We start from the raw sequence: 20,232 nt of genomic DNA, 5'->3' as shown, positions 1-20,232 counted from the left end.
TTATGCGCCGATCACCGGTGGAACCGGCTTGTCACCGTCGTAGCCGCCGAAGAGGGAGTCTCCGTCCTCTTCCTGCAGCGTGATCTTGCGCTGATGCTCCTCGTCCTCGCCGCCCTTGCCACCTTTACCCGCTCCACCCATGCCGCCACCCATCCCGGGCGCGCCGGGACGTCCCGCCGCAGCGCCTCCCGCCGGTGTCCCGGCCGGTCCGCGCATCGCGCCTTCGCCGGGCATGCCCGCGCCGACCCCGCGCCCGGGCCCCATGCTCCCCGGCCCGCCCGTCGACCCGCCCGGCCCGAACCCGCCACCGGGCCCGAATCCGCCGCTGAACCCGCCCGAGCCCGGGCCGAATCCACCGCCTCCACCTCCAGGGCCTCCACTGCCGGGCCCGAGGTTCGGCGGGCGGTGCTCGCCCGGACGCATCTGCGGCCCGCGGCCTGTCCTGGACAGGTCGGTCTGGTCGTTCGGTCGCGGAGACGGCATCGGCGTCGGCCGCGGTTGCGGCATCTGCGGCATCCTCGGCGGTTGCGGGACCTGCGGCGGCCTCGGTGCCTGATACCCCTCGGCCCCCGGAGGCGCGCTGTACGAACTCGGACCGCCGGTGTACCCGCCGCCGGGGCCACCGTGCCGTCCCGAGTGGCCACCCGAGTCCCCGCCACTGAAGCCGCTGACCTTGGTCTGCCCGGGATCCACCGGATCCGGCGTGATCGGCCCGGCGGAGACGTTCGGATCGTGCGCGGCCGGATAGGCCGGTGCGAGCGACAGCTGCCGGGGCTGGGTGCTCTGGTAGTACGGCTCGTAGACCTCGACGTTGTGCTTGGTGTCCGCGTCGAACTTCGCGGCCGCGATCTCGTCGTCACTCGCGCCGATGGACACGATGTCCTCGGGACCGCTGTCCCCGGCGCGTTCCTTCTCCACCGGGCGGACGTTGCCGCGCGTGTAGTGGAAGGAAGCGTTCTGGTCGAACATCGACTGACGGGCGCGGTCCATGTTCTCGCCCGCGATCTTGGAGGTCGCGATGAGCGGGGCGAGGCCCGCGGCTCCGCTGTCGGCGGCTTTGCCCTTCCAGAAAGAACTCAGCGCCGTCTGGCTGTCTCCCATGGCTTTGCTGATGTCTTCGTGGATGACCATCAGCTTGTGAGACGAGACTTGAGCCTTGTCAAGGGTTTCAGTCGTCGTGGGATTGGCGTTGAGTTTGGTGAAGATCTCCCAACCGCTATAGGTCATCGCCTATGCCCCCTTGAGGTGCTTGATCCCCGCCGCGGCGACCTCTGTGGCGAGGCCACAGGGATCAGAGTACGAAAAGTGGTCGCTGCCGAGCCGCGGAATGATGGTGTAGACGAGGTCGTTTCGAACGCCGACGGCCAGCGTGCAGGTCCCGGGTCCTTCGCCGCCGTTCGCATAGACGACGGCCGGGTAACCGGCAACTTGCTCGACCGGTTTGAACGTGGTCAAGCCCCCGGTCGCGTGCTGTGCGTAAAGGGAGCTGAGTCCGTCTTTATTGCCGGCGACAAGCCCGGCGCTGACGGTGTTCGCTCCTTTCGCGAAAATCCACGCGCAGGCCTTGCCCATGGTCATGTCTTCTTGCTCGGAGCGCTCGACCTTGCCTCCGATGGACTCGATCTCTGGGGTGGGGACGGCCTTGCACGGGTCGGATTCGAACTGCGCGGTGTCGGCGATCGGATTCGCCACTGCGGGGGCCCCGTTCGAGGGAAGCCCGGTCGAGGAAGGCACGCTCGTTGGCGTCGGAGTCCCGTCCTTCTGGCTCTCACAGCCACCGAGAAGTGCCACCGAGCTCAGCGCCACGATGGTCAGGAGCGTGGCCTTGGGTCGCATCAGTCGACCTTTCCAATCTGACGGAGCGCGTCGATCGCAGCTTGGTCTTGCTCTTGATAGGCAGTCCGGATTTGGATCAATGTCTCGACATAGGCACGGGTGTACTGCTCGGCGCCCTGGAGGAAACTCTTGTATTCGGCGCCGGACTTGTTCGCCGCGACCACGTAGCCTTGGCTTCCCACCTCGTCGCCTGGTGGCTTTATCTGGTCCAGCCACACGGCTTCGTTCTGAGCGCGCCTGAAATCGTTCTTGATGCAGTCCTCGAGGGACTTGATGACCTTGTCCATGGCTTCGGGGTCGAACTCCCAGCCACCGTTCGCCGAGGCGGCCGCGAAGTCGGCCTTCGCCTGGCCAGTGCCGAGATTGCGATAGTCCGGCGGCGGTGCCTGTGGCCCCGGCCCGTTGCTCTGGTCATTGACCCGTTGAGGGCCGCTTCCCGGTCCTGTCATGACGTGCCTCCCCGCACGGGCCGCGTTGGGGAGCGACCTACCCGTAGTTCACTTCTGACTCCAACCGGTGACGATAGCAGCAGGTAAACCGCCGATCAGCCCCTTTGTGAAAGATCACTGCCGAGGGGTGTGATTTGTCCTGAACGAGGCAATTCCTGGCGCCTGGGCCCATGTCTCACCAAAGGTCATTGACCCGCTTTCACGTACCGGAACACGAACCCGGCCGCCTGCTCGTTGAGGCCGCAGGGATCCGTGTACCTGGGTTTGTTCATGAGGAGTTGCGTGGTCTGGACGTACATGTCGTCGCGGACACCGGGTACCCGGCGACGTCGGCTACGGCTGGAAGGTGGTCAAACCACTGCCTTGCGACTTAAGCGCATAGAGATGGCTAAGACCATCTGGCTGACTGACGTTGAGGTTGCCCGTCACCGTCCCGGATACCTTCGTGAAGTTCCACAGGCACCCTTTACCGCCCGCGATCACCTGCGGCTCAGAGACTCTCAAGGTGACTCCGGTGCTCTTGATCTCGGCGTCCGTCGCGGCGGCGATGAGCACTGCCGCCGCGGAGGGGTGCGGCCTACCCGTAGTCACCTCTGGCTCCGGTGAGTGACCGTAACAGCGAGCAGCCACTCCGCCGGCGGGTTCGGCCAAGATCGCCGACGCGGACGCGAACAACCTGGTCCGGACCCCGGCGGTCGTTCTGCCGTCGTAGTCCCCTGGCAGGTTCCGGTCTACTGCCCTGGGCCCCTTGCGAATCCCCTGTGTGATCGGCTTCGCTGGTAGCCGGGGAACGACGGGGGAGGGAAGCGAGACGATGCCGGGCTTTCGGCGTAACAACGGGCCGCGCGATCCGGGGGAGGGCGAGCCGAACGGCGACGCGGCCCTGCCGCCGCTCGACCCGTTCGACCCGAATCCCGACAAGCGCTACGAGGTCCCGGCGTCCGAGCTGATGAAGCCGGGTTCGACCGGTCTGCTCCGGTGGCGCCGTCAGGCGACCAACGCGCCGATCGTGCAGGTCGAGGACGCCTACATCACCGGGACGCTCGATCTGCGCGCGGCCGACATCAAGTACCTGTTCCGGTTCGAGCGGTGCCGTTTCGAGCATCCGCCGGACGTCCGCGAGGCGCATCTGCTCGGGCTCGTGTTCCGCAAGTGCTGGCTGCCCGGGCTCAAGGCGCGCAACCTCCGCACCCGCAACGACGTCCGGCTGATCCGCAGTGTCGTGCACGTCGACGGCGAGCACGAGATCGAGGAGACCACGGTCCAGCGTGGCGACGATCGCGAGCGCGGGATGCCGAACGCGGCGGTCAACCTCACCGACGCCGTCATCGAGGGCTCGGTCGTGCTGACGCGCACGGTGATCTCCCATCCGCGCGGCAAGGCGATCCAGGCCGACCGGGTCAACATCGTCGGCGCGCTGCTCGCGTATCGGTTGGTGGCCAACGGGGAAGTCCGCATCCCGGGTATGCGGGCGGGCGGTAACGTCAACTTCTCCGGCGCGACGCTGAACAACCGGGACGGCTTCGCGCTCAACGGGAACGGGATCCACATCGGCGGCAGCCTGCTGTGCGAGGTGGACAACTACGGGCCCGCTTCGCAGCGGAAACGCTTCTCCGCCAGTGGGATCATGTTCCTGCCGAGCGCCACTGTGGACAGTGACATCATCATGCGGGAGGCCAAGCTCTCGGTGAACCAGGCCGGTCCGATCGTGGTGGACGCCTGGAAGTCGAACGATCCGTACATCGATCCGCGGCCGGCGCTGGTCGCGGATCGCTTGACGGTCAACGGAAACCTCGAACTGAGCGACGGTCTGCAGGCGACCGGGACGCTGCGGATGGTCAACGCGCGGATCGGCGGTTCGCTCCGGCTCGCGGGCGCCGAGGTGCAGGTCGTGCGCGGGCGCAGCATTCCCTACTACGACCGCGCGATCCACCTCGACGGGACGACGATCGGCGGCGACATCGAGGCGACGAGCCTGCGTGTCCCGTCGGGGCAGTTGCGCATGGCCGACATCACCGTCGGCGGCAACGTACTGGCCTGGAACTCGATGTTCCTGCACCCGCGACGCGACGTCTTCTCCGCGCGCCGCGCGAAGATCGCGGGGAACTTCCAGCTCACCGACGCGACCGTGCAGGGAACCCTGCGGTTGCAGGGCGCCGAGGTCGGCGGCAGCGTGAACCTCTTCGGTACCAGCCTGACCGAGCCCGGAGCGCGGACCAACACCAGTTACTCGCTGGACGTCCGCACCGCGCGGATCGGCCGCGACCTCGTCCTCACCGAGAACAAGGAGCGCCCGTTCGTCGCGCAGGGCGGGGTCAACCTCGACGGCGCCCAGGTCGCGCGGCGCGTCGATTTCCGCGGAGCGCGGCTCGGATCCCTGCCGCAGCACGGGATCGCGCTCGACGGCAGTGATGTCTCGGCCGACGAGTTCCTGCTCACGCCCGCCACTCCACCGGACGGCCGGATCGTCCTGCGGCGCGCGCATTGCGGGACCCTGGGTGACAACGAGGCGTTCTGGGCGTCGACGGCGGGGATCGAGCTGGAGGACTTCCGGTACGACGCGCTGCAGGAGGACATCGCGCTCGACGACGACAGGGCGATCGACCATCGGATCGTGTTGCTGCGCAAGGCGATGGACGGTTACCGCCCGGGACCCTACGACCAGCTGGCGGCGACGCTGCGCGCGTCCGGTAATGAAGAGCACGCCTCCACGGTGTTGCTGAAGAAACAGCAGTTCCGGTACGTGGCGCTCGCGAAGGGCTTCAAGTTCTTCGGTCCCGGCGTGCACGTGTGGAGCTGGCTGCAACGGTCGATGGTCGGTTACGGCTTCCGCCCGGTGCGCGCGCTCGGCTGGCTGTTGACCCTGCTCGTGCTGGGCAGCCTGTATTTCGGGCTCGGTGTCGACGACTGCATCACCAATCCCAAGCTCACGGTGAGCGGGCCGCGGTGCCTGGTCAACCAGGACGACACCGGGCTGCAGTGGAATCCGGTGCTCTACACGATCGACCTGCTGGTCCCGATCGTCGACTTCGGGAACAAGTCGCGCTGGTACATGCACGGCATGGACAACTGGGTCGCGGCCGGGTTCACCGCCTCGGGCTGGGTGCTGGCGACGACGGTCGCGGCCGGTATCAGCCGCATGCTCCGGCGCGACAACTGAGGGTATTTCACATACCCTCAGTACGGAGGTATGTCATGACCCAGCCCAGCGCCACCGGCAAGATCGCCATCACCGCTCCGCCCGAGAAGGTGTACGCCCTGGTCAGCGACCCGGGCGCGCTCGCGGGCATGTCCGAGGAGTACGAGGGGCATCGCTGGGTCGGCGACGCGAAAGCCGTCGCCGTCGGCGCGAAGTTCCGCGGCCGCAACCGTCGTGGGGTCCGCCGCTGGAGCACCCTCTCGACGATCACCGACGCCGAAGAGGGCAAGCGGTTCGCCTTCGAGGTGACGACTTTCGCCGGGCTTCCCGTGGCACGCTGGCAGTATGACATCGAGGCTTCGGGCGACGGCTGCGTGACCGTGGAGAGCACGTGGGACCGGCGGCCGGGCTGGCTTCGCGGTCCGACGTCGCTGTTCACCGGGGTCTGGAAGCGGGACGACGCCAACCGCGCGAACATCGCCGCGACGCTGGCCCGGCTGAAGGCCACCGCCGAGTCCTGACCCTCACCGCCGCAGCGAGCTGACCAGGTCGAGCATCTCGGCGTGATGCAGCGCGGCCGGGTCGCGCGCGACGGACCGGACATGACCGTCGATCTCCAGGGCCACCAAGCCGTGCATCCGGCCCCACACGCGCAGCGCGAGCGCGGCCGCGGCCGGAGACACGTCCGGGAGGTCTTCCCGGATCTTCGCGACGTACTCGGGGTTCAGGTCCGACCAGGCGCCCTCTCCCGGCCGGTCGTCTTGCCACAAGGTGGCCACCAGCGAGGTCAGCCGGTGGCACACGCGATGGTCCGTCCGGTCCACCGGGCCCGCCTCGGGCGGCCGGTAACCGGGGATGGGACGCCCGTAGAACAGCCGGAAGTCCTCGGGGTGCGCCAGCGCCCATTCCCGCAGCCCCCGGCCCCAGGCCACCAGCCTGCCGCCGGGGTCGGTCTCGGGCACGGCGTCGGTGGCGGTTTCCAGCGCCTCGGCCAGCGACGCGCCGATTCCGCTGATCAGCGCCGTGATCAAGTCGTCCTTGGTGGGGAAGTAACTGTAGATGGCGCGAGCGGTCATGCCCATCTCACGGGCGATGCCGCGCAGCGTGATCGCTCCCGGCCCCGCGTCGGCCATCTGCCGCCGCGCGATCTCCGTGATCTCGCGGCTGGTCTCCGCGCGCTGCCGCTCCCGGCGGCGCGGGGGCACGTCATCGCTCTCACTCACCCGGCGAGGATACAGTGTGTCATTACTACACACTGTGTCCGGAGGTCGTGAATGCCCGCATACGTCGTGGTGGATGTCGGAGTGGTCGACGAGGAGGCGGGCTGGGCTTACGCCCCGGTGGCCCAGCGATCGATCCTCGATCACGGTGGCCGCTACCTGGTCGCCGGCCCCACGCCGGAACCGGTGGAAGGCACCTGGGACTCGCAGCGCCTCATGGTCATCGAGTTCCCCGACATGGACCGGGCCCGCCAGTGGTACGACTCTCCCGAGTACCGGCGCGCCCGGCGGATCAGGGAGGGCAAGGCCCAGTTGCGGATGCTGTTCCTCGAGGGCTCGCCACCTGAGGGCTTCACCCCACGCGGCGTCTAGTCGACGAATCGCGACCAGAACTCGACGAGGCGCGGCCCGCCCTCCGGCGGCGGGCCCAACGGCTGGTCGCAGAAATCGTGTCGCAGGTATCCCCGCAGGTCATAGCCGTAGTAAACGATGTCGGTCTGATACACCGACAGCACCGGATATCCCGTGCTCCCGGCGATCCCCGGCAGATAGCGATGGCCACAGACGGGAACCAGCTGCGGAACACGCGCCATGTGCGCACGGGCTTGATCGAGTGCGTCGGACAGGTCGATCGGCCGCATGCCCCAGTCCGGTAACCAGAAGCCGTTGTGCTCGATGTCGTAGAGCACCCCGTCGACCGGCCAATCCAGCCGTTTCCGCAGCTGTTCGGGGTTGCCGCAGCGCCAGTCCGGCCAGCGGTCGCCGATCGGCACCCCGGCGGTGAGGAAGGTCCGGTGATCGGCGGCGAACCGGAAGCCGAAGCGTGCTTCGACGTCGTCGAGCTCGGCCTCGCTCAACCCGGGACGCACGGGTTCGGCCAAGCTCGCCTGGAGGTCATGTGCCTCCTTCAGGGTGAAGGCGGGCTCAACAGTGGACATGTGTTCGAGCCTAAGTCGCCCGGCGCGGGGGCGCCTTCTCTTTTAATGCCACTCGAACACGGCGGCGAAAACGGGATGAAGAGGGCGCTGTCGCGCGCTAGCGTCGGTGATCGTGAGCTTGGAAGACGACCCGGCGGACGGCTGGTTCCCCGAGAGTGTGGCCACGGACTACGACGACCCGGGCGGCGCGAACGCGCCCGAAGCGGTGACGGCCATAGTGGACGTCCTCGAGGATCTCGCCGACGGACCGGTGCTCGAATTCGCCGTCGGGACCGGGCGGATCGCGGCACCGCTGGCTGCGCGTGGCGTGCCGGTGAGCGGCATCGAGCTGAGCCGGGCGATGGCGGCGCGGATCGCGGCCAAACCGGGCGGCGACGCGGTCGAGGTCACGATCGGCGACATGACGCAGACGCGGGTGGCCGGCGAGTTCTCGATGGTCTATCTGGTCTTCAACACGATCTCCAACGTGACCACCCAGGACGGCCAGGTCGACGTCTTCCGCAACGCGTCCGCGCATCTGCGGCCGGGCGGGTTGTTCGTCGTCGAGGTGGGCCTGCCGGACCTGCGCCGCCTGCCACCGGGGCAGGACACCGTCCCGTTCGCGATGACGCCCGGCAGCTACGTCGGGTTCGACCAGTACGACGTGGTGACGCAGCAGTTCACGTCGAACCACGTCACCGTGTCACCGGACGGGACCGGGCGATTCCGCCGCATTCCCTTCCGGTACGCCTGGCCCGCCGAGATGGACCTGATGGCACGCATCGCCGGGATGCGCCTCAAGCACCGCTGGGCGGGCTGGGACCGCTCGGAACTCACCGCCGAGAGCACCGGGCACGTGTCGATCTGGGAGAAAGCCCCGGCCCCTCATCACCCACATGAGGCTCCTCCCCTGGGGTGAGCTCGCCCTCTCAACGCCTGGACCTCGGAACAGAGCGGCTCCGCGTGTAGTTCACTCATGTCGTGACTTCTCCACGAACGCAGTCCCGCGTGCGGGCGCCCGAGCTCGCCGGCGACGTCTGGCTCAACACCGGTGGTGCGCGGATCACGCTCGCCGGGTTGCGCGGCCGCGTCGTCCTGCTGGACTTCTGGACCAGCGGGTGCGTCAACTGCCTGCACGTGCTGGACGAGCTGCGCCCGCTGGAGGCCGAGTTCGCCGACGTCCTGGTGACCATCGGCGTGCATTCGCCCAAGTTCCTGCACGAGGGCGAGGCGGCCGCGATCGAGGCGGCGGTGCGGCGCTACGAGGTGCACCATCCGGTGCTCAACGATCCGCAGATGACCACCTGGTCGCAGTACGCGGTCAAGGCCTGGCCGACGCTGGTCGTGGTGGACCCCGAGGGTTACGTCGTGCACGTCGCCGCCGGTGAAGGACATGCCGAGGCGCTGCGCCGGGTGATCGGCGACCTCGTCGCGACCCACGAGGCCAAGGGCACGCTGCGCCGCGGCGGCAGCCCGTACGTCCCGGCCGAGGAGCAGCACACCGAACTGCGCTTCCCGAGCAAGGCCGTCACCACCGCCGAAGGCCGGATCCTGGTCGCCGACACCGGCAACCACTCCATCGTCGAGTTCGCTTCCGACGGCGAGACGATCATCCGCCGCTTCGGCAGCGGGGCCCGCGGCGCGCAGGACGGCCCCTTCGACCTGGCGACCTTCACCGAGCCGTCCGGGATCACGCTGCTGCCGTACGAGGTCGCCGAGCGCGCGGGCTACCACGCCGTCGTCGCCGACACGGCCGGTCACCGGCTGCGCGGAATCGACCTGATCACCGGCGAGGTCAGCACGGTCGCCGGCACCGGCCGCCAATGGCGCGACGGCGTCGACACCGGCAAGGCGCTCGACATCGACCTCACCAGCCCGTGGGACGTCGCCTGGTGGGGACCTGCGGGCGGGGTCGTGGTCGCCATGGCGGGCAACCACACGCTGAGCGTGTTCGAGCCGGTCTCGGGCAGCATCCGCCGCTTCGCCGGTACGACCGTCGAGGGCCTGCGAGACGGCGACGTCCACGAAGCGTTCTTCGCGCAGACGTCCGGTCTCACGCCCGACGGGCGAAGGCTGTGGATCGCGGACGCCGAGACGTCGGCGTTGCGCTGGATCCAGCCCGAGGGCGAGACGTTCACCGTGCACACCGCGGTCGGCGTCGACCTGTTCTCCTTCGGCCACGTCGACGGGCCCGCGGACCAGGCGCTCCTGCAGCATCCGCTCGGCCTCGCCGTGCTGCCCGGCGACACCATCGCGATCGCCGACACCTACAACGGCGCCATCCGCCGCTACGACCCGCTCACCCGCCGGGTGACCACGCTCGCGACCGGTCTCGCGGAGCCACAGGGCCTGCTGGTGCACGACGGCGAACTGCTGGTCGTCGAGTCGGCGGGCGGCCGGATCGGGCCGGTGCCGCTCGGCGAGCAGGCCGTGTCCGGGGACGCGCACGCGGTCCGCCGTCCGCCGTCCGTGCTGGCACCGGGTGAGCTGGACTTCTCCGTCGTCTTCACCCCGCCTCCCGGCGAGAAGCTCGACGACCGCTACGGCCCCTCGACGCGCCTGGAGATCAGCGCGTCGCCGCCGGAGCTGCTGGCCGACGGCGCGGGGGTGGGCACGGACCTGTTCCGCAAGCTCCGCTTCGCCGACGGAGTCACCGAAGGCGTTCTGCAGGTCGTCGCGCAGGCCGCGAGCTGTGACGACGGAGGCGAGCACCCCGCCTGCCGCATCACCCGGCAGGACTGGGGAGTACCCGTCCGGTTCGAAAAGGGTGGAGAAAGCGTGCTGAGCCTGGTCATGGCGGGGGATCCGGGAAAGTAGAGTCGTACTCGTGTCAGACGGGCCGAAACTCGAGATTCAAATGCTGCAGGACAGGGTGCTCGTGAAGCTGTCCCCCGAGGACGGCGAGCGCCGGAGTTCCGGTGGCATCGTCATTCCCGCCACCGCGCAGGTCGCGCGGCGGCTCTCGTGGGGTGATGTACTGGGCGTGGGCAACAGTGTGCGGAACGTCAAGACCGGCGACCGCGTGCTGTTCAACCCGGACGACCAGCACGAGGTCGAGATCCAGGGCGAGGGGCACCTGGTGATGCGGGAGCGGGACATCCACGCCGTGGCGACCGAACGGTCCGAACACGGCACGGGGCTTTACCTGTAGCTCCGGTCGCGGGAGGGGTGGTGAGAGTTGGCGCGCGATGATCACGACGAACCGGGCACCGACCTGTTCACCGACGAGCTCCTTCCGTCCCCGGAGACCGACGAAGACCTGGTGGACGAGCTTTTCGAGGGCGACAGGGTGGTGCACCCGCCGCCGACGCCCGCCTCGAAGTTCCGCAAGGGCCTCGGCAAGGCCTTCATGGCCGCCGGGCTGCTCATGGGCCTGTTCGTGCTCGCGTACGCGGTGGACCTGATCGTCAGCGCCGGGGACGTCCCGCGCGGGGTCACCGTCGCGGGGATCGATGTCGGCGGCCTCACGCACAAGGACGCCGAGTCGAAGCTCCGCCGCGAGCTGGAGCCGAAGCTGATCGAGCCGGTGCGGATCCGCGCGGGAGACGTCCGCACGGTGCTGTACCCCACGTCGTCCGGCCTCGGTCTCGACTGGCCTCAGACGCTGGGCCGAGCCGGTCATCAGCCGTTGAGCCCGTACACGCGGGTGATGTCGTTCTTCACCAGCCGTGAGGTCGGCGTCGTCACCTGGACCGACGCGCCGAAGCTCGAAAGAGCCGTCACGGACCTCGCCGCCGCGAAGCTGAATCGTCCGCCGGTCGAGGGGAACATCGCTTTCCAGCCCGTCGCGGGCAGCGACGGCGGTGTCCTCCCGGTCGCGGTCGAACCGCGGTCCGGGCAGACGCTCGCCGACCCCAAGGCCGCGGTCACCGCGGTCACCGACGGCTGGCTGAGCGACGGCGGTGTCGAGCTGAAGGTGACCGTCGCGCCGGTGAAGGCGAATTCGCCGGGGGTGCACGCGGCGCTGGCCAAGATCGTCGTCCCGGCGGTGGCGAAACCGCTGGTCATCCGCGGTGAAGGCAGGGACGCGACGCTGAAACCGGACACGATCGCGGGGTCCTTCCAGTTCGCCGCCCGCGACGACGGCAACCTCGAAGTCCGCATCGACCAGGGCAAACTGCGGGCGGCGGCGCAGCCGCAGCTCAAGGAGACCGAGACCGACGGGGCGGACGCGCAGATCGTCTTCGTCGGCGACAGGCCTGCCGTCCAGCCGTCGAAGGACGCGCGGAAGGTCAACTGGGACCTCACGTTCACCGCGCTGACCACGGTGCTCGGGAAGAGCGACGAGCGGGAGCTGAAAGCGGTCTACGACGCCAGCAGCCCGGCCGTCAGCACCGACGCGGCGAACGTCCTCGGCATCAACGAGGTCATCGGCGAGTTCACCACGTCGGGTCTGAGCGGGCCGTCGATGACGAACGCGCAGACGCTGGCCACCCGCGTCTCCGGCACCATCGTGAAGCCGAACGAAACGTTCAGCCTCGGCGCGCGGTCCGGGCCGAGGACGGCGGCCGCGGGTTACGTCCCCGCCCCGGCGAACGAGGACGGCACCGGTCCGGTCGTGGTCGGCGGCGGCGTCTCGCAGCTGGCGACGACGCTCTACAACGCCGCGTACCTGGCGGGGCTCGCCGACGGCGGGCATCTGGAGCACGACAACTACCTGGACCGCTATCCGGTCGCGCGCGACGTGAAGGCGATCAACAACGACGGTTCACCGGTCGAGATGCAGATCGTCAACGACGCCCCGACCGGGATCGCGATCCAGGTGATCCCCGCCAACGGTTCGGTGACCGTGCGGATCTGGGGTACGAAACGCTTCTCGGTCCAGAGCGTCGGCGGCGAACGGCACTCCTACGTCCCCCAGCCGGTGCAGGTCGGCTCGGGTCCCGGTTGCGTGCCGGATCCCGGCGCCGCCGGGTTCAGCACCTCGGACACCCGCGTGCTCATCGACGTCGTCACCGGCACGGAGGTCCGCCGGGAGACCCGCAACGCGACCTACTCGCCGCGGGCCACGCTCCTCTGCACCTGAGCCTCACCGCAGCACCATGCAGCCGTAGGCCTCGAAGCCCGCGAGCCACGACGGCTCGCGGAGTTCCTTGTTCCACCGCAGATCCAGTTTGTCCAATTTGGACAACCGGGCGATCGAATCCGGCAGGGTGGTGAGCCGGTTCTCGCGCAGGTCCAGCTGGCGCAGTTCGCTCAGCTCGCCGAGGGAGTCCGGCAACGACGTCAGCCGGTTCTTCCGCAAATGCAGTTCGCGCAACGAGGAAAGCGTCCCCAGCGACTCCGGCAACGCGGTCAATCCGTTGCCGTACAAGCGAAGTTCGCGCAGAGCGGTCAGCCCGGAGAGGTCGTCCGGCAGCGTCGCGATCCGATTGTCCGTGCATCCCAGGTATTTCAGCCGCCCGAGTGAGCACAGCGCGACGGGGAACTCGGTCAGCCGGTTGTCGCTCACGTAAAGGTATTCCGTCAGCCCGGAAAGCTCGCCGAGCTCGTCCGGCAGGGCGGTGAGTTCGTTGTGCCCCAGATCCAGCGTGTGCAGCTGCCGCAGGGCACCGATCGACGGCGAGATGGAGGTCAGCCGGTTCGTGGCCAGATTCAGTACCCGGAGCCCGGAAAGCGACCAGAGCTCGTCGGGGACCGACGTCAGCCGGTTGTCGTACAGGTCCAGATATTCGAGCGATGCCGGGAGGGAGACGCCGGACAGGGAGGTCAGCCCCTGGCCACTGAGTTCGAGTCGAGTGGTCACAGGGGCCGACCGTAGCCCTGGTCAGGTCATGGCGCGGTGTCCGCCGCCCTTGACCTTCGCATAGATGGCGGACGCGGCGATGACGCCGACGACGGCCGCCCCGACCTGGAAGGCGTGCCGGATCCAGTCGATGCCCGCGGTGTCGCGGACGCCGAACACGCCTGCCAGCCAGTTGCCGATGAAAGCGGCGACGATGCCGACCACGATCGTCAGCCACATCGGGATCTTCTGATCGCCGGACGCCAGCATCCGGCCGATGACGCCGAGGATCAGGCCCACCACGATCGTGGTGATGATGCCCCAAAGGCCACCCAACATGGTTCCTCCTTCGCTGGAGAATCGAGTTGGGCCCACCGTGACACCAAAAGTGCCTCGTCGCGCTTCAAGACCCCTTACCGGGTGACACCCCGGCGTCCGTAGAGGTTCGCGGCCAGCGTGACCCCGATGCCGGCGACCACGATCTGGGTGATGAGTTCGAGCCAGTCGAAGCCCTTGGTGTCCGCGTAGCCGAGCCCGCGGGCGATCCAGGTGCCGATGAAGGCGGCGACGATGCCGACCACGATCGTCAGCCAGATCGGGATCGACTGCTTGCCGGGGGCGAAGAACCTACCGAGCACCCCGAGGATCAAACCGACCACGATCGCCGTGATGATGCCGGTGACTGTCATTGCGACTCCTTTGCCGAGGTCTCCGCCGAGGGGCGGACTCAGCACGGAAATTCCCCCGGGAAACCCCCTCGAAACCAGAAAGGCCCTCTCCCACACCGGGAGAGGGCCTTTCTCACGAAATCGTTTAGAAAGCGGCCTCGGAGATGTCCATGAGGCTGTTGTCCGCGGCCTCGACGATCGCCCGGCGCGACGTCAGCTCCGGCAGCACGCTCTTCGCGAAGAACGACGCCACGGCGATCTTGCCCTCGTAGAACGGGGTGTCCTTCGCCGACGCGCCCGCGTCGAGCTTGCCGATGGCGACCTCGGCGTGCCTGATGAGCCGCCAGCCGATGAGCAGATCGCCGACCGACATCAGCAGGCGGACCGTGTGCTGGCCGACCTTGTTGATGTTCTGCGGGTCTTCCTGCGACGTGGTCAGGTAGCCGATCAGCGAGCCGAGCATGCCCTGGGTGTCTTCGAGCGCCTGCTTGAGCAGACCGCGCTCGTTCTTGAGCCGCCCGTTGCCGATCTCCGACTCGATGGTCTTCGTGATCTCCCCGGCGAGGTAGGCCAGCGAAGCGCCCTTGTCGCGGACGATCTTGCGGAAGAAGAAGTCCAGCGACTGGATGGCCGTGGTGCCTTCGTACAGCGAGTCGATCTTCGCGTCACGGATGTACTGCTCGATCGGGTAGTCCTGCAGGAAGCCCGACCCGCCGAGGGTCTGCAGCGACTGCACGAGCTGCTCGGTCGCGCGCTCCGAGCCGACGCCCTTGACGATCGGCAGCAGCAGGTCGTTGACGCCGTGCGCGATCTTCTGGGAGGCCTCGTCGCCCTCGCCGGTCCACACCTGGTCCTGGAACGTCGCGGTGTAGAGGTACACCGAACGCAGGCCCTCGGCGTACGCCTTCTGCAGCATCAGCGAGCGGCGGACGTCCGGGTGGTGGGTGATCGTGACGCGCGGCGCCGTCTTGTTCAGCATGTTCGGCAGGTCGGCGCCCTGGACGCGCTCCTTGGCGTACTCGAGCGCGTTGAGGTAACCGGTCGACAGCGTCGCGATGGCCTTGGTGCCGACCATCATGCGGGCGTACTCGATGACCTGGAACATCTGCGCGATGCCGTCGTGCACCTCGCCGAGCAGCCAGCCCTTGGCGGGGGTGCCGTGCTGGCCGAAGGTCAGCTCGCAGGTGGTCGAGGCCTTGATGCCCATCTTGTGCTCGACGTTGGTGACGAAGGCGCCGTTGCGCTCGCCCAGCTCACCGGTCTTGCCGTCGAAGTGGAACTTCGGCACGAGGAACAGCGACAGGCCCTTGGTGCCGGCCTTGGTCTCGATGCCGGGACCCTCGGGACGGGCCAGCACCAGGTGCATGATGTTCTCGACCATGTCGTTCTCGGCCGAGGTGATGAACCGCTTCACGCCGTCGATGTGCCAGGAGCCGTCCTCCTGCTTGACGGCCTTGGCGCGGCCCGCGCCGACGTCGGAACCGGCGTCGGGCTCGGTGAGCACCATCGTCGCGCCCCAGCCGCGATCGATCATGATCTGCGCCCAGTGCTTCTGCTCTTCGGTGCCGTTCTTGTCGACGATCCCGGCGAAGCTCGGGCCCGCCATGTACATGAACAGCGGCGCGTTGGCGCCGAGGATCAGCTCGGCCGCGGCCCACTGCACGGTCGGGGGCAGGCCGAAGCCGCCCAGTTCGTTCGGCAGGCCGAGCCGCCACCATTCGCCGTCCATCAGCGCCTGGTAGCTCTTCTTGAACGACTCGGGGATCTTCACCGAGAAGGTCTTCGGGTCGTACACCGGCGGGTTGCGGTCCGCGTCGGCGTACGAGTCGGCGAGGGGACCGGAAGCGAGCTTGTTCAGCTCGGTCAGCACGCCGCGCGCGGTCTCCTCGTCGGATTCCGCGAGGACGCCCTTGCCGAGGCGGTCCTGTACGCCGAGGACCTCGAAGAGGTTGAACTCCAGGTCTCGGACGTTGCTCTTGTAGTGGCCCATTTCGTCACTCCAATGTGTTCGGCTCCCCGGCCGGGCACACGTCCCCTACTCGCCGGTAACTTCAGGATATTACCTGTGGGTAACCGGCGGCAAGTGAATGGCCACTGTTGTGATGTGTAAATCAGCAATACAGGGGGTCTCAGCGGGGTGACGGCGCGATCGAAGGGGTGGGCGTGGCGTCCGCCGGATTGTGCGCGTCATCCGGATGCGTGACCAGGATGCCGGACCGGAAGGCGATGGTGACCGCGTGTGTCCGGTCGCGGGCGGAAAGCTTGCGCAGGATGCTCTTGACGTGCGTCCGCACGGTTTCCACGGACAGGAACAGGATCTTCGCGATCCCGGAGTTCTCCAGCCCCTCGGCGACCAGTTGAAGGACCTGGTACTCGCGGCGGGACAGCGGCATCAGGCCGCGCGCGGTCGCAGGCTTGGGCGCGTCGCCCGGCTTCGGGAGCACGGGCTGGCGCTTCGGTCGCGCCGTCAGCGCGGCCAGCGTCGGGTCGATGTAGCGGCGGTCACTGTGCGCGCGCCGGATCGCCTCGGTCAGATGCCGCCCGTCGGTCGCCCGCGGCACGATCGCGTGCACCCCGGCCGCGATGGCCGCGGCGAGGTACTGCTGCGTGCGGTTGGTGTCCCTGACCAGCGTGATGATGACCAGCGCCGGATCGCCGTTGCTGAGCAGCCGGGACAGGTGGCAGTTCGGGTCGAGCGCCGAATCCAGCACGATGACGTCCGGTTTGAGCTGCTCGCACAACTGGAGCGCGGCGTGATGGCTGTTCGCGTGCCCGAGCCACTGCAGCCCCGGCGTGCGGTGGACCAGTGAACTCAGGCCCTCGCAGAAGATCGGGATCGGATCGACGGCGGCCACGCCGAGGCCTCGTCCGCCTGGTGGCAGTCCGCCAGGCCTCCCGGCCTGCGTTCGGTTCGGCTCGATGCTTCGCGTCACGGACCCCTCCGTTTTCCTGCCCGTCATTCCCGGACGAGAGGACATGACGTCCATTCGGTGCCCACGGCCCCCCGGCGTGGTCACCCTCGTCAACCGGTCCCCCCTGCGGGACCGGACGGAAATAACACCTCGTAACTATTACGAGTCAGTAGGTCGGCGGACGTGACGCGGTATCCCCCTCATAGATGTATCGCATCGTCGCAGCAAACTCTGCGTATCTGCTGGTTGTGGATCTCTGGCTCGAATGAGCGCGCCGACGGGAGAACTTGGCGCGTTCACTACTCAGAGTGGACTTCGGCGCGGAGCCGGCCGAACTCGTCCCCGAGCGCCGCAGGTGTCCAATGCGCGTTCAGCCCGCTCGGATTCGGCAGAACCCAGACGTTGGTATCGCCGAACCCGCCCTCCTGTGGGCCGACCTTCGCCTTCGGCAGGCCGAAGGCGGTCCGGAAGGCCGTGATCCCGACCACGGCGAGCCAGCGTGGCCGGTATTCGGCGACCCTCGCGGTGAGGAGCCGTCCGCCTTCGAGGAATTCGTCCTTCGTCAGCTCGTCGGCCCGCGCCGTCGTCCGCGCGACGACGTTCGTGATGCCGAGGCCGAGTTCGAGCAGCTCGTCCTGTTCGCCGGGGTCGAACAGGCGCGGGGTGAAACCACCGCGATGCAGCGCGGGCCAGAACCGGTTCCCGGGCCTGGCGAAGTGCAGGCCGAGCGCGCCGGAGTAGAGGCCGGGGTTGATCCCGCAGAACAGCACGTCCAGGCCCGGCGCGATGACGTCGTCGATGGTCTTGCCGTACGCGGCGGCCAGTTCGTCCTTGGTCGGTTTCGTCCTCACCAAGCCAGTTTCCCCGCGTTTAGTCCTCTAGATGCGGTGGTTCGCACTACCAACGACCGCATCTAGAGGACTAAACGCGGTGGGGGGCGTGATCCGCGACACCCACTTTCGTCGCAAGGGGTGGCCAACTCACCACGACATGCGTACTGTTTGTGATCTCGCACACAAGGTCGTCTTCGAGGAGGAGTTTTGCAGCTTTCGCTCATCCTCGGCCTGGTCGCGTTGATCTTCGTGGTGGCCACCGTGCTGGTGGTCGCGGAAGACCGGCGGGCCGCGCGGCGCGCGGCCCAGCGACGGCAGGCGAGACTAGCGAACCTGGGCGAGGTCGACCCGCTCGCGGCGCACCGGCTGCGTCAATGAGCCCTCGGCGGTAGCAAGTACCTCGGGCTGAAGCTCGACCGTTGAAGGAACAGGCTTCCGCACGAGGCTGAGCAGCAGGGCTCCGGCGATCCAGCCGAGCATCGCGCCACCCGTGTTGTTGAGCAGGTCGTCGACGTCGAAGATCCGGTAGACGTAGGGCGCGGTGCCGAAGTTCGCGGTCAGCTGCGTGATCTCGATCAGCAGCGAAGCGGCGAGACCGATCAGCGTCGTGCCGATCAGGCCGCGCTTCCACAGCGTCCTGGCGAAGAACCCGAGCGGGACGAACAGCAGCACGTTCATGGTGGCCTGCTGGAAGGTCTGGGCGGTGAACCAGTCGGCCATCGGCAGCCCGTGCTTGAGCAGTTCGGTGTGGATGTCGGTGATCCACTGGAACGGATGCAGCTGCACGGTCTGGCTCAGCCGTTTGGCGCCGGGGCCGGGCAGCGGCAGGAAGGTCACCGCCAGGGTCATCGTGGCGTAGAGCAGCACGGCGGCCATGGTCAGGACGGGACGAAGGCGCACCCGGCCACGCGAACGCAGGACGATCAGCTGCGGGATCAGCACCGTCGCCCAGAGCGCGAAGAAGCCGATCAAGCCGTACTGCAGGGCGGTGACCTGTGCGTTCGTCATGACAGTGACGTTATGGATCTCGGGGGTCCCGCCACTTCGGTCGAAGGGCCGCGGCGGCCGGGGCCGGATCGGCCAAGTGGCCGACCTTGATCTTGGCCGATCGGCGATATTCGCTCCCCAGGGCGACGGTGGGCATGGGATTCTGCCCGGATGCTGCTCGTTCGACGGCTGACCTCCGAAGACCTCGACGTCTTCCGTGAGATCCGCCTGCGCGCCCTGACGGACACCCCCGAGAACTACGGCTCGATCGCCGCGGCCGAACAGGCCCAGCCCGACGAAGAGTGGCTCGCGCGGCTGGCCGGAGACGCCTGGTTCGCCGCTTTCGACGGCGGCCGTCCGGTCGGCCTGGTCGCCGGGCGGGCGCGCGAAGACGGCTGGATCCTCTACTCGATGTGGGTCGCGCCCGACGCCCGCGGCCAGGGGCTTGGCTCGAAGCTGATGGGTGAGGTGCGGTCGGCCGCCGAGGACGACGGCGCGCGGGAGGTGTGGCTGCACGTCGCGGAGGACAACGACCGGGCGCGGCGGCTCTATCTGAAACTCGGGTTCATCGCGACGGGGGACCTGGAGCCGATGCCGAACGACGTCACCCGGCGGCGTGAGCGTCTTTTTTTACCTGTTACCACCAGTAGCAGTAAATAGCTTAACCTCGCGGGATGGACAACGTCGTCTTCGACCGCGCGGGCAAGGGCGAGCCGCTGGTGCTGATCCACGGGGTCGGCCACCGGCGCCAGGCATGGTCGCCCGTGCTCGGCCTGCTCACCCCGCACCGCGACGTCATCACCGTCGACCTGCCCGGCTTCGGCGAATCGGCACCGCACTCCGGCGGTTACGGCGTCGAAGCCGCTGTCGAGATGTTCGGGAAGTTCTTCCGCGAACTGGGCCTCGGCAAACCGCACGTCGCGGGCAACTCGCTCGGCGGGCTGCTCTCGCTCGCGCTCGGGGAAGCGGGTCTCGTCCGCAGCGTGACGGCGTTGTCCCCGGCGGGGCTGTGGACGCCGCGGCAGCAGCGGTACGCGCTGAGCATGCTGCGCACCCATCGCCTGCTCGCCGAGCGGATCCCCGAGCACACCGCGCGGCGCCTCGCCGCGACACCGGCGGGCCGGTCGGTGCTGACCGGGATGATCGTCGGCCGTCCGGACCGGCTCACCACGCAGGTCGTCATGGAGGACATCCGCGCGCTCGCGGGCTGCCCCGGCTTCCGGCCGACGCTGGAACAGGCCCGCGGCGGCTTCCGGTTCGCGGGCGTCGTGGAGGACGTCCCGGTGACCATCGCGTGGGCACGGCACGACCGCATCCTCGCCCGCCCGAAGGCCGCCGAGCTGCGCCGGATCGCGCCGAAGGCGGAGCTCCTGGTCCTTCCGGGCTGCGGGCACGTGCCGATGAACGACGAGCCCGAGCTGGTGGCGCGGGTGCTCCTGAACGGTTCACGCGACATGTGACGTTTGCTTATCGTCCTGCTTTTTCCTCTGGTGAAGGTCAGGTTCGCCAGGCAAACTCCTCCGCCGTGCGCCCCCTCGGGGATCTC

At 68.3% G+C, this 20,232-nt stretch carries 23 protein-coding genes; 10 read left to right on the top strand and 13 right to left on the bottom strand.

The features are described 5' to 3' along the window. From ACLJPX_RS19950 to ACLJPX_RS19935, 4 genes are all read right to left on the bottom strand, one after another. Entirely contained in the window at positions 1-1,227 is a 1,227-nt protein-coding gene (locus ACLJPX_RS19950) for a hypothetical protein (RefSeq protein ID WP_410601434.1), read from the bottom strand. A 3-nt stretch (positions 1,228-1,230) separates the two neighbouring features. Further along, complete coding sequence (locus tag ACLJPX_RS19945; RefSeq protein WP_410601433.1) at positions 1,231-1,836, bottom strand: DUF3558 domain-containing protein; 606 nt, start codon at positions 1,834-1,836, stop codon at positions 1,231-1,233. Then, positions 1,836-2,285: a hypothetical protein gene (locus ACLJPX_RS19940; protein ID WP_410601432.1), complete on the bottom strand. Its 450-nt coding sequence runs from the start codon at positions 2,283-2,285 to the stop codon at positions 1,836-1,838. Before ACLJPX_RS19940 ends, ACLJPX_RS19945 begins: the two co-directional genes overlap by 1 nt. Positions 2,286-2,618: 333 nt before the next feature. Beyond that, on the bottom strand, positions 2,619-2,840 hold the full coding sequence (locus ACLJPX_RS19935; RefSeq protein ID WP_410601431.1) for a hypothetical protein: 222 nt from the start codon (positions 2,838-2,840) through the stop codon (positions 2,619-2,621). 259 nt (positions 2,841-3,099) lie between these two features. Between ACLJPX_RS19935 and ACLJPX_RS19930 the strand changes: the two genes are divergently transcribed. Beyond that, positions 3,100-5,445 (top strand): oxidoreductase, encoded by a 2,346-nt coding sequence (locus ACLJPX_RS19930; RefSeq protein ID WP_101611434.1) that lies wholly within the window; start codon positions 3,100-3,102, stop codon positions 5,443-5,445. A 35-nt stretch (positions 5,446-5,480) separates the two neighbouring features. After that, on the top strand, positions 5,481-5,945 hold the full coding sequence (locus ACLJPX_RS19925) for an SRPBCC family protein (protein ID WP_410601429.1): 465 nt from the start codon (positions 5,481-5,483) through the stop codon (positions 5,943-5,945). A gap of 3 nt (positions 5,946-5,948) precedes the next feature. Here ACLJPX_RS19925 and ACLJPX_RS19920 read toward each other — a convergent pair whose 3' ends face one another. Beyond that, positions 5,949-6,647: a TetR/AcrR family transcriptional regulator gene (locus ACLJPX_RS19920; protein ID WP_410601428.1), complete on the bottom strand. Its 699-nt coding sequence runs from the start codon at positions 6,645-6,647 to the stop codon at positions 5,949-5,951. 51 nt (positions 6,648-6,698) lie between these two features. Here ACLJPX_RS19920 and ACLJPX_RS19915 point away from each other — a divergent pair, with 51 nt between their 5' ends. After that, positions 6,699-7,016 carry a DUF1330 domain-containing protein gene (locus ACLJPX_RS19915; protein ID WP_101611432.1) on the top strand — a complete coding sequence of 106 codons (318 nt, stop codon included), beginning with the start codon at positions 6,699-6,701 and terminating at the stop codon, positions 7,014-7,016. Here ACLJPX_RS19915 and ACLJPX_RS19910 read toward each other — a convergent pair. Further along, complete coding sequence (locus ACLJPX_RS19910; protein WP_410601427.1) at positions 7,013-7,582, bottom strand: hypothetical protein; 570 nt, start codon at positions 7,580-7,582, stop codon at positions 7,013-7,015. The genes ACLJPX_RS19915 and ACLJPX_RS19910 overlap by 4 nt on opposite strands. 112 nt (positions 7,583-7,694) lie before the next feature. Here ACLJPX_RS19910 and ACLJPX_RS19905 point away from each other — a divergent pair, with 112 nt between their 5' ends. The 4 genes from ACLJPX_RS19905 (at position 7,695) to ACLJPX_RS19890 (ending at position 12,587) form a co-directional block, all read left to right on the top strand. Beyond that, positions 7,695-8,480 carry a class I SAM-dependent DNA methyltransferase gene (locus ACLJPX_RS19905; protein WP_410601426.1) on the top strand — a complete coding sequence of 262 codons (786 nt, stop codon included), beginning with the start codon at positions 7,695-7,697 and terminating at the stop codon, positions 8,478-8,480. Between the two features lie 89 nt (positions 8,481-8,569). Continuing rightward, positions 8,570-10,378: an NHL domain-containing thioredoxin family protein gene (locus tag ACLJPX_RS19900; protein ID WP_410601904.1), complete on the top strand. Its 1,809-nt coding sequence runs from the start codon at positions 8,570-8,572 to the stop codon at positions 10,376-10,378. 40 nt (positions 10,379-10,418) lie between these two features. After that, complete coding sequence (locus ACLJPX_RS19895; RefSeq protein WP_101611429.1) at positions 10,419-10,712, top strand: GroES family chaperonin; 294 nt, start codon at positions 10,419-10,421, stop codon at positions 10,710-10,712. A 27-nt stretch (positions 10,713-10,739) separates the two neighbouring features. Next, a complete protein-coding gene (locus ACLJPX_RS19890; RefSeq protein ID WP_410601425.1) occupies positions 10,740-12,587 on the top strand; it encodes a VanW family protein in 1,848 nt (615 codons plus the stop codon). Between the two features lie 3 nt (positions 12,588-12,590). On the opposite strand, the gene ACLJPX_RS19885 is transcribed toward ACLJPX_RS19890, so the two are convergent. The 6 genes from ACLJPX_RS19885 to mug form a co-directional block, all read right to left on the bottom strand. Next, a complete protein-coding gene (locus ACLJPX_RS19885) occupies positions 12,591-13,307 on the bottom strand; it encodes a leucine-rich repeat domain-containing protein (RefSeq protein ID WP_410601424.1) in 717 nt (238 codons plus the stop codon). Between the two features lie 21 nt (positions 13,308-13,328). Beyond that, a complete protein-coding gene (locus ACLJPX_RS19880; RefSeq protein ID WP_410601422.1) occupies positions 13,329-13,625 on the bottom strand; it encodes a GlsB/YeaQ/YmgE family stress response membrane protein in 297 nt (98 codons plus the stop codon). Positions 13,626-13,699: 74 nt separating this feature from the next. Continuing rightward, positions 13,700-13,975, bottom strand: a complete 276-nt coding sequence (locus ACLJPX_RS19875; protein WP_410601421.1) for a GlsB/YeaQ/YmgE family stress response membrane protein — start codon at positions 13,973-13,975, stop codon at positions 13,700-13,702. A 124-nt stretch (positions 13,976-14,099) separates the two neighbouring features. Beyond that, on the bottom strand, positions 14,100-15,944 hold the full coding sequence (locus ACLJPX_RS19870) for an acyl-CoA dehydrogenase (protein ID WP_101611424.1): 1,845 nt from the start codon (positions 15,942-15,944) through the stop codon (positions 14,100-14,102). A gap of 139 nt (positions 15,945-16,083) precedes the next feature. Next, positions 16,084-16,887, bottom strand: coding sequence for a response regulator transcription factor (locus ACLJPX_RS19865; RefSeq protein WP_410601420.1), 804 nt, complete (start codon positions 16,885-16,887; stop codon positions 16,084-16,086). 278 nt (positions 16,888-17,165) lie between these two features. Next, positions 17,166-17,717, bottom strand: a complete 552-nt coding sequence (gene mug, locus ACLJPX_RS19860) for a G/U mismatch-specific DNA glycosylase (protein WP_410601419.1) — start codon at positions 17,715-17,717, stop codon at positions 17,166-17,168. 189 nt (positions 17,718-17,906) lie between these two features. Between mug and ACLJPX_RS19855 the strand changes: the two genes are divergently transcribed. Further along, positions 17,907-18,077, top strand: coding sequence for a hypothetical protein (locus ACLJPX_RS19855; RefSeq protein WP_168214447.1), 171 nt, complete (start codon positions 17,907-17,909; stop codon positions 18,075-18,077). Here ACLJPX_RS19855 and ACLJPX_RS19850 read toward each other — a convergent pair. Continuing rightward, positions 18,024-18,707: a VanZ family protein gene (locus ACLJPX_RS19850; protein WP_410601418.1), complete on the bottom strand. Its 684-nt coding sequence runs from the start codon at positions 18,705-18,707 to the stop codon at positions 18,024-18,026. The two genes, ACLJPX_RS19855 and ACLJPX_RS19850, sit on opposite strands and share 54 nt — an antisense overlap. 150 nt (positions 18,708-18,857) lie before the next feature. Here ACLJPX_RS19850 and ACLJPX_RS19845 point away from each other — a divergent pair, with 150 nt between their 5' ends. Together ACLJPX_RS19845 and ACLJPX_RS19840 are read left to right on the top strand one after the other, a co-directional pair. Then, positions 18,858-19,346, top strand: a complete 489-nt coding sequence (locus ACLJPX_RS19845) for a GNAT family N-acetyltransferase (protein WP_410601417.1) — start codon at positions 18,858-18,860, stop codon at positions 19,344-19,346. Positions 19,347-19,360: 14 nt separating this feature from the next. Next, positions 19,361-20,146 (top strand): alpha/beta fold hydrolase, encoded by a 786-nt coding sequence (locus ACLJPX_RS19840; RefSeq protein ID WP_101611418.1) that lies wholly within the window; start codon positions 19,361-19,363, stop codon positions 20,144-20,146. Positions 20,147-20,232 lie beyond the last annotated feature (86 nt).

It is taken from the genome of Amycolatopsis sp. lyj-90 (assembly GCF_046549035.1).
Lineage (GTDB): Bacteria > Actinomycetota > Actinomycetes > Mycobacteriales > Pseudonocardiaceae > Amycolatopsis.
This window is presented reverse-complemented; position numbering and strand designations above follow the sequence as displayed.

What these genes read in the sequence shown, in the direction of transcription:
- ACLJPX_RS19910 (WP_410601427.1), bottom strand. Translation starts at nt 7,582, where the DNA reads ATGTCCACTGTTGAGCCCGCCTTCACCCTGAAGGAGGCACATGACCTC.
- ACLJPX_RS19915 (WP_101611432.1), top strand. Translation starts at nt 6,699, where the DNA reads ATGCCCGCATACGTCGTGGTGGATGTCGGAGTGGTCGACGAGGAGGCG.
- ACLJPX_RS19870 (WP_101611424.1), bottom strand. Translation starts at nt 15,944, where the DNA reads ATGGGCCACTACAAGAGCAACGTCCGAGACCTGGAGTTCAACCTCTTC.
- ACLJPX_RS19930 (WP_101611434.1), top strand. Translation starts at nt 3,100, where the DNA reads ATGCCGGGCTTTCGGCGTAACAACGGGCCGCGCGATCCGGGGGAGGGC.
- ACLJPX_RS19895 (WP_101611429.1), top strand. Translation starts at nt 10,419, where the DNA reads ATGCTGCAGGACAGGGTGCTCGTGAAGCTGTCCCCCGAGGACGGCGAG.
- ACLJPX_RS19950 (WP_410601434.1), bottom strand. Translation starts at nt 1,227, where the DNA reads ATGACCTATAGCGGTTGGGAGATCTTCACCAAACTCAACGCCAATCCC.
- ACLJPX_RS19880 (WP_410601422.1), bottom strand. Translation starts at nt 13,625, where the DNA reads ATGTTGGGTGGCCTTTGGGGCATCATCACCACGATCGTGGTGGGCCTG.
- ACLJPX_RS19845 (WP_410601417.1), top strand. Translation starts at nt 18,858, where the DNA reads ATGCTGCTCGTTCGACGGCTGACCTCCGAAGACCTCGACGTCTTCCGT.
- ACLJPX_RS19940 (WP_410601432.1), bottom strand. Translation starts at nt 2,285, where the DNA reads ATGACAGGACCGGGAAGCGGCCCTCAACGGGTCAATGACCAGAGCAAC.
- ACLJPX_RS19840 (WP_101611418.1), top strand. Translation starts at nt 19,361, where the DNA reads ATGGACAACGTCGTCTTCGACCGCGCGGGCAAGGGCGAGCCGCTGGTG.
- ACLJPX_RS19850 (WP_410601418.1), bottom strand. Translation starts at nt 18,707, where the DNA reads ATGACGAACGCACAGGTCACCGCCCTGCAGTACGGCTTGATCGGCTTC.
- ACLJPX_RS19925 (WP_410601429.1), top strand. Translation starts at nt 5,481, where the DNA reads ATGACCCAGCCCAGCGCCACCGGCAAGATCGCCATCACCGCTCCGCCC.
- ACLJPX_RS19945 (WP_410601433.1), bottom strand. Translation starts at nt 1,836, where the DNA reads ATGCGACCCAAGGCCACGCTCCTGACCATCGTGGCGCTGAGCTCGGTG.
- ACLJPX_RS19875 (WP_410601421.1), bottom strand. Translation starts at nt 13,975, where the DNA reads ATGACAGTCACCGGCATCATCACGGCGATCGTGGTCGGTTTGATCCTC.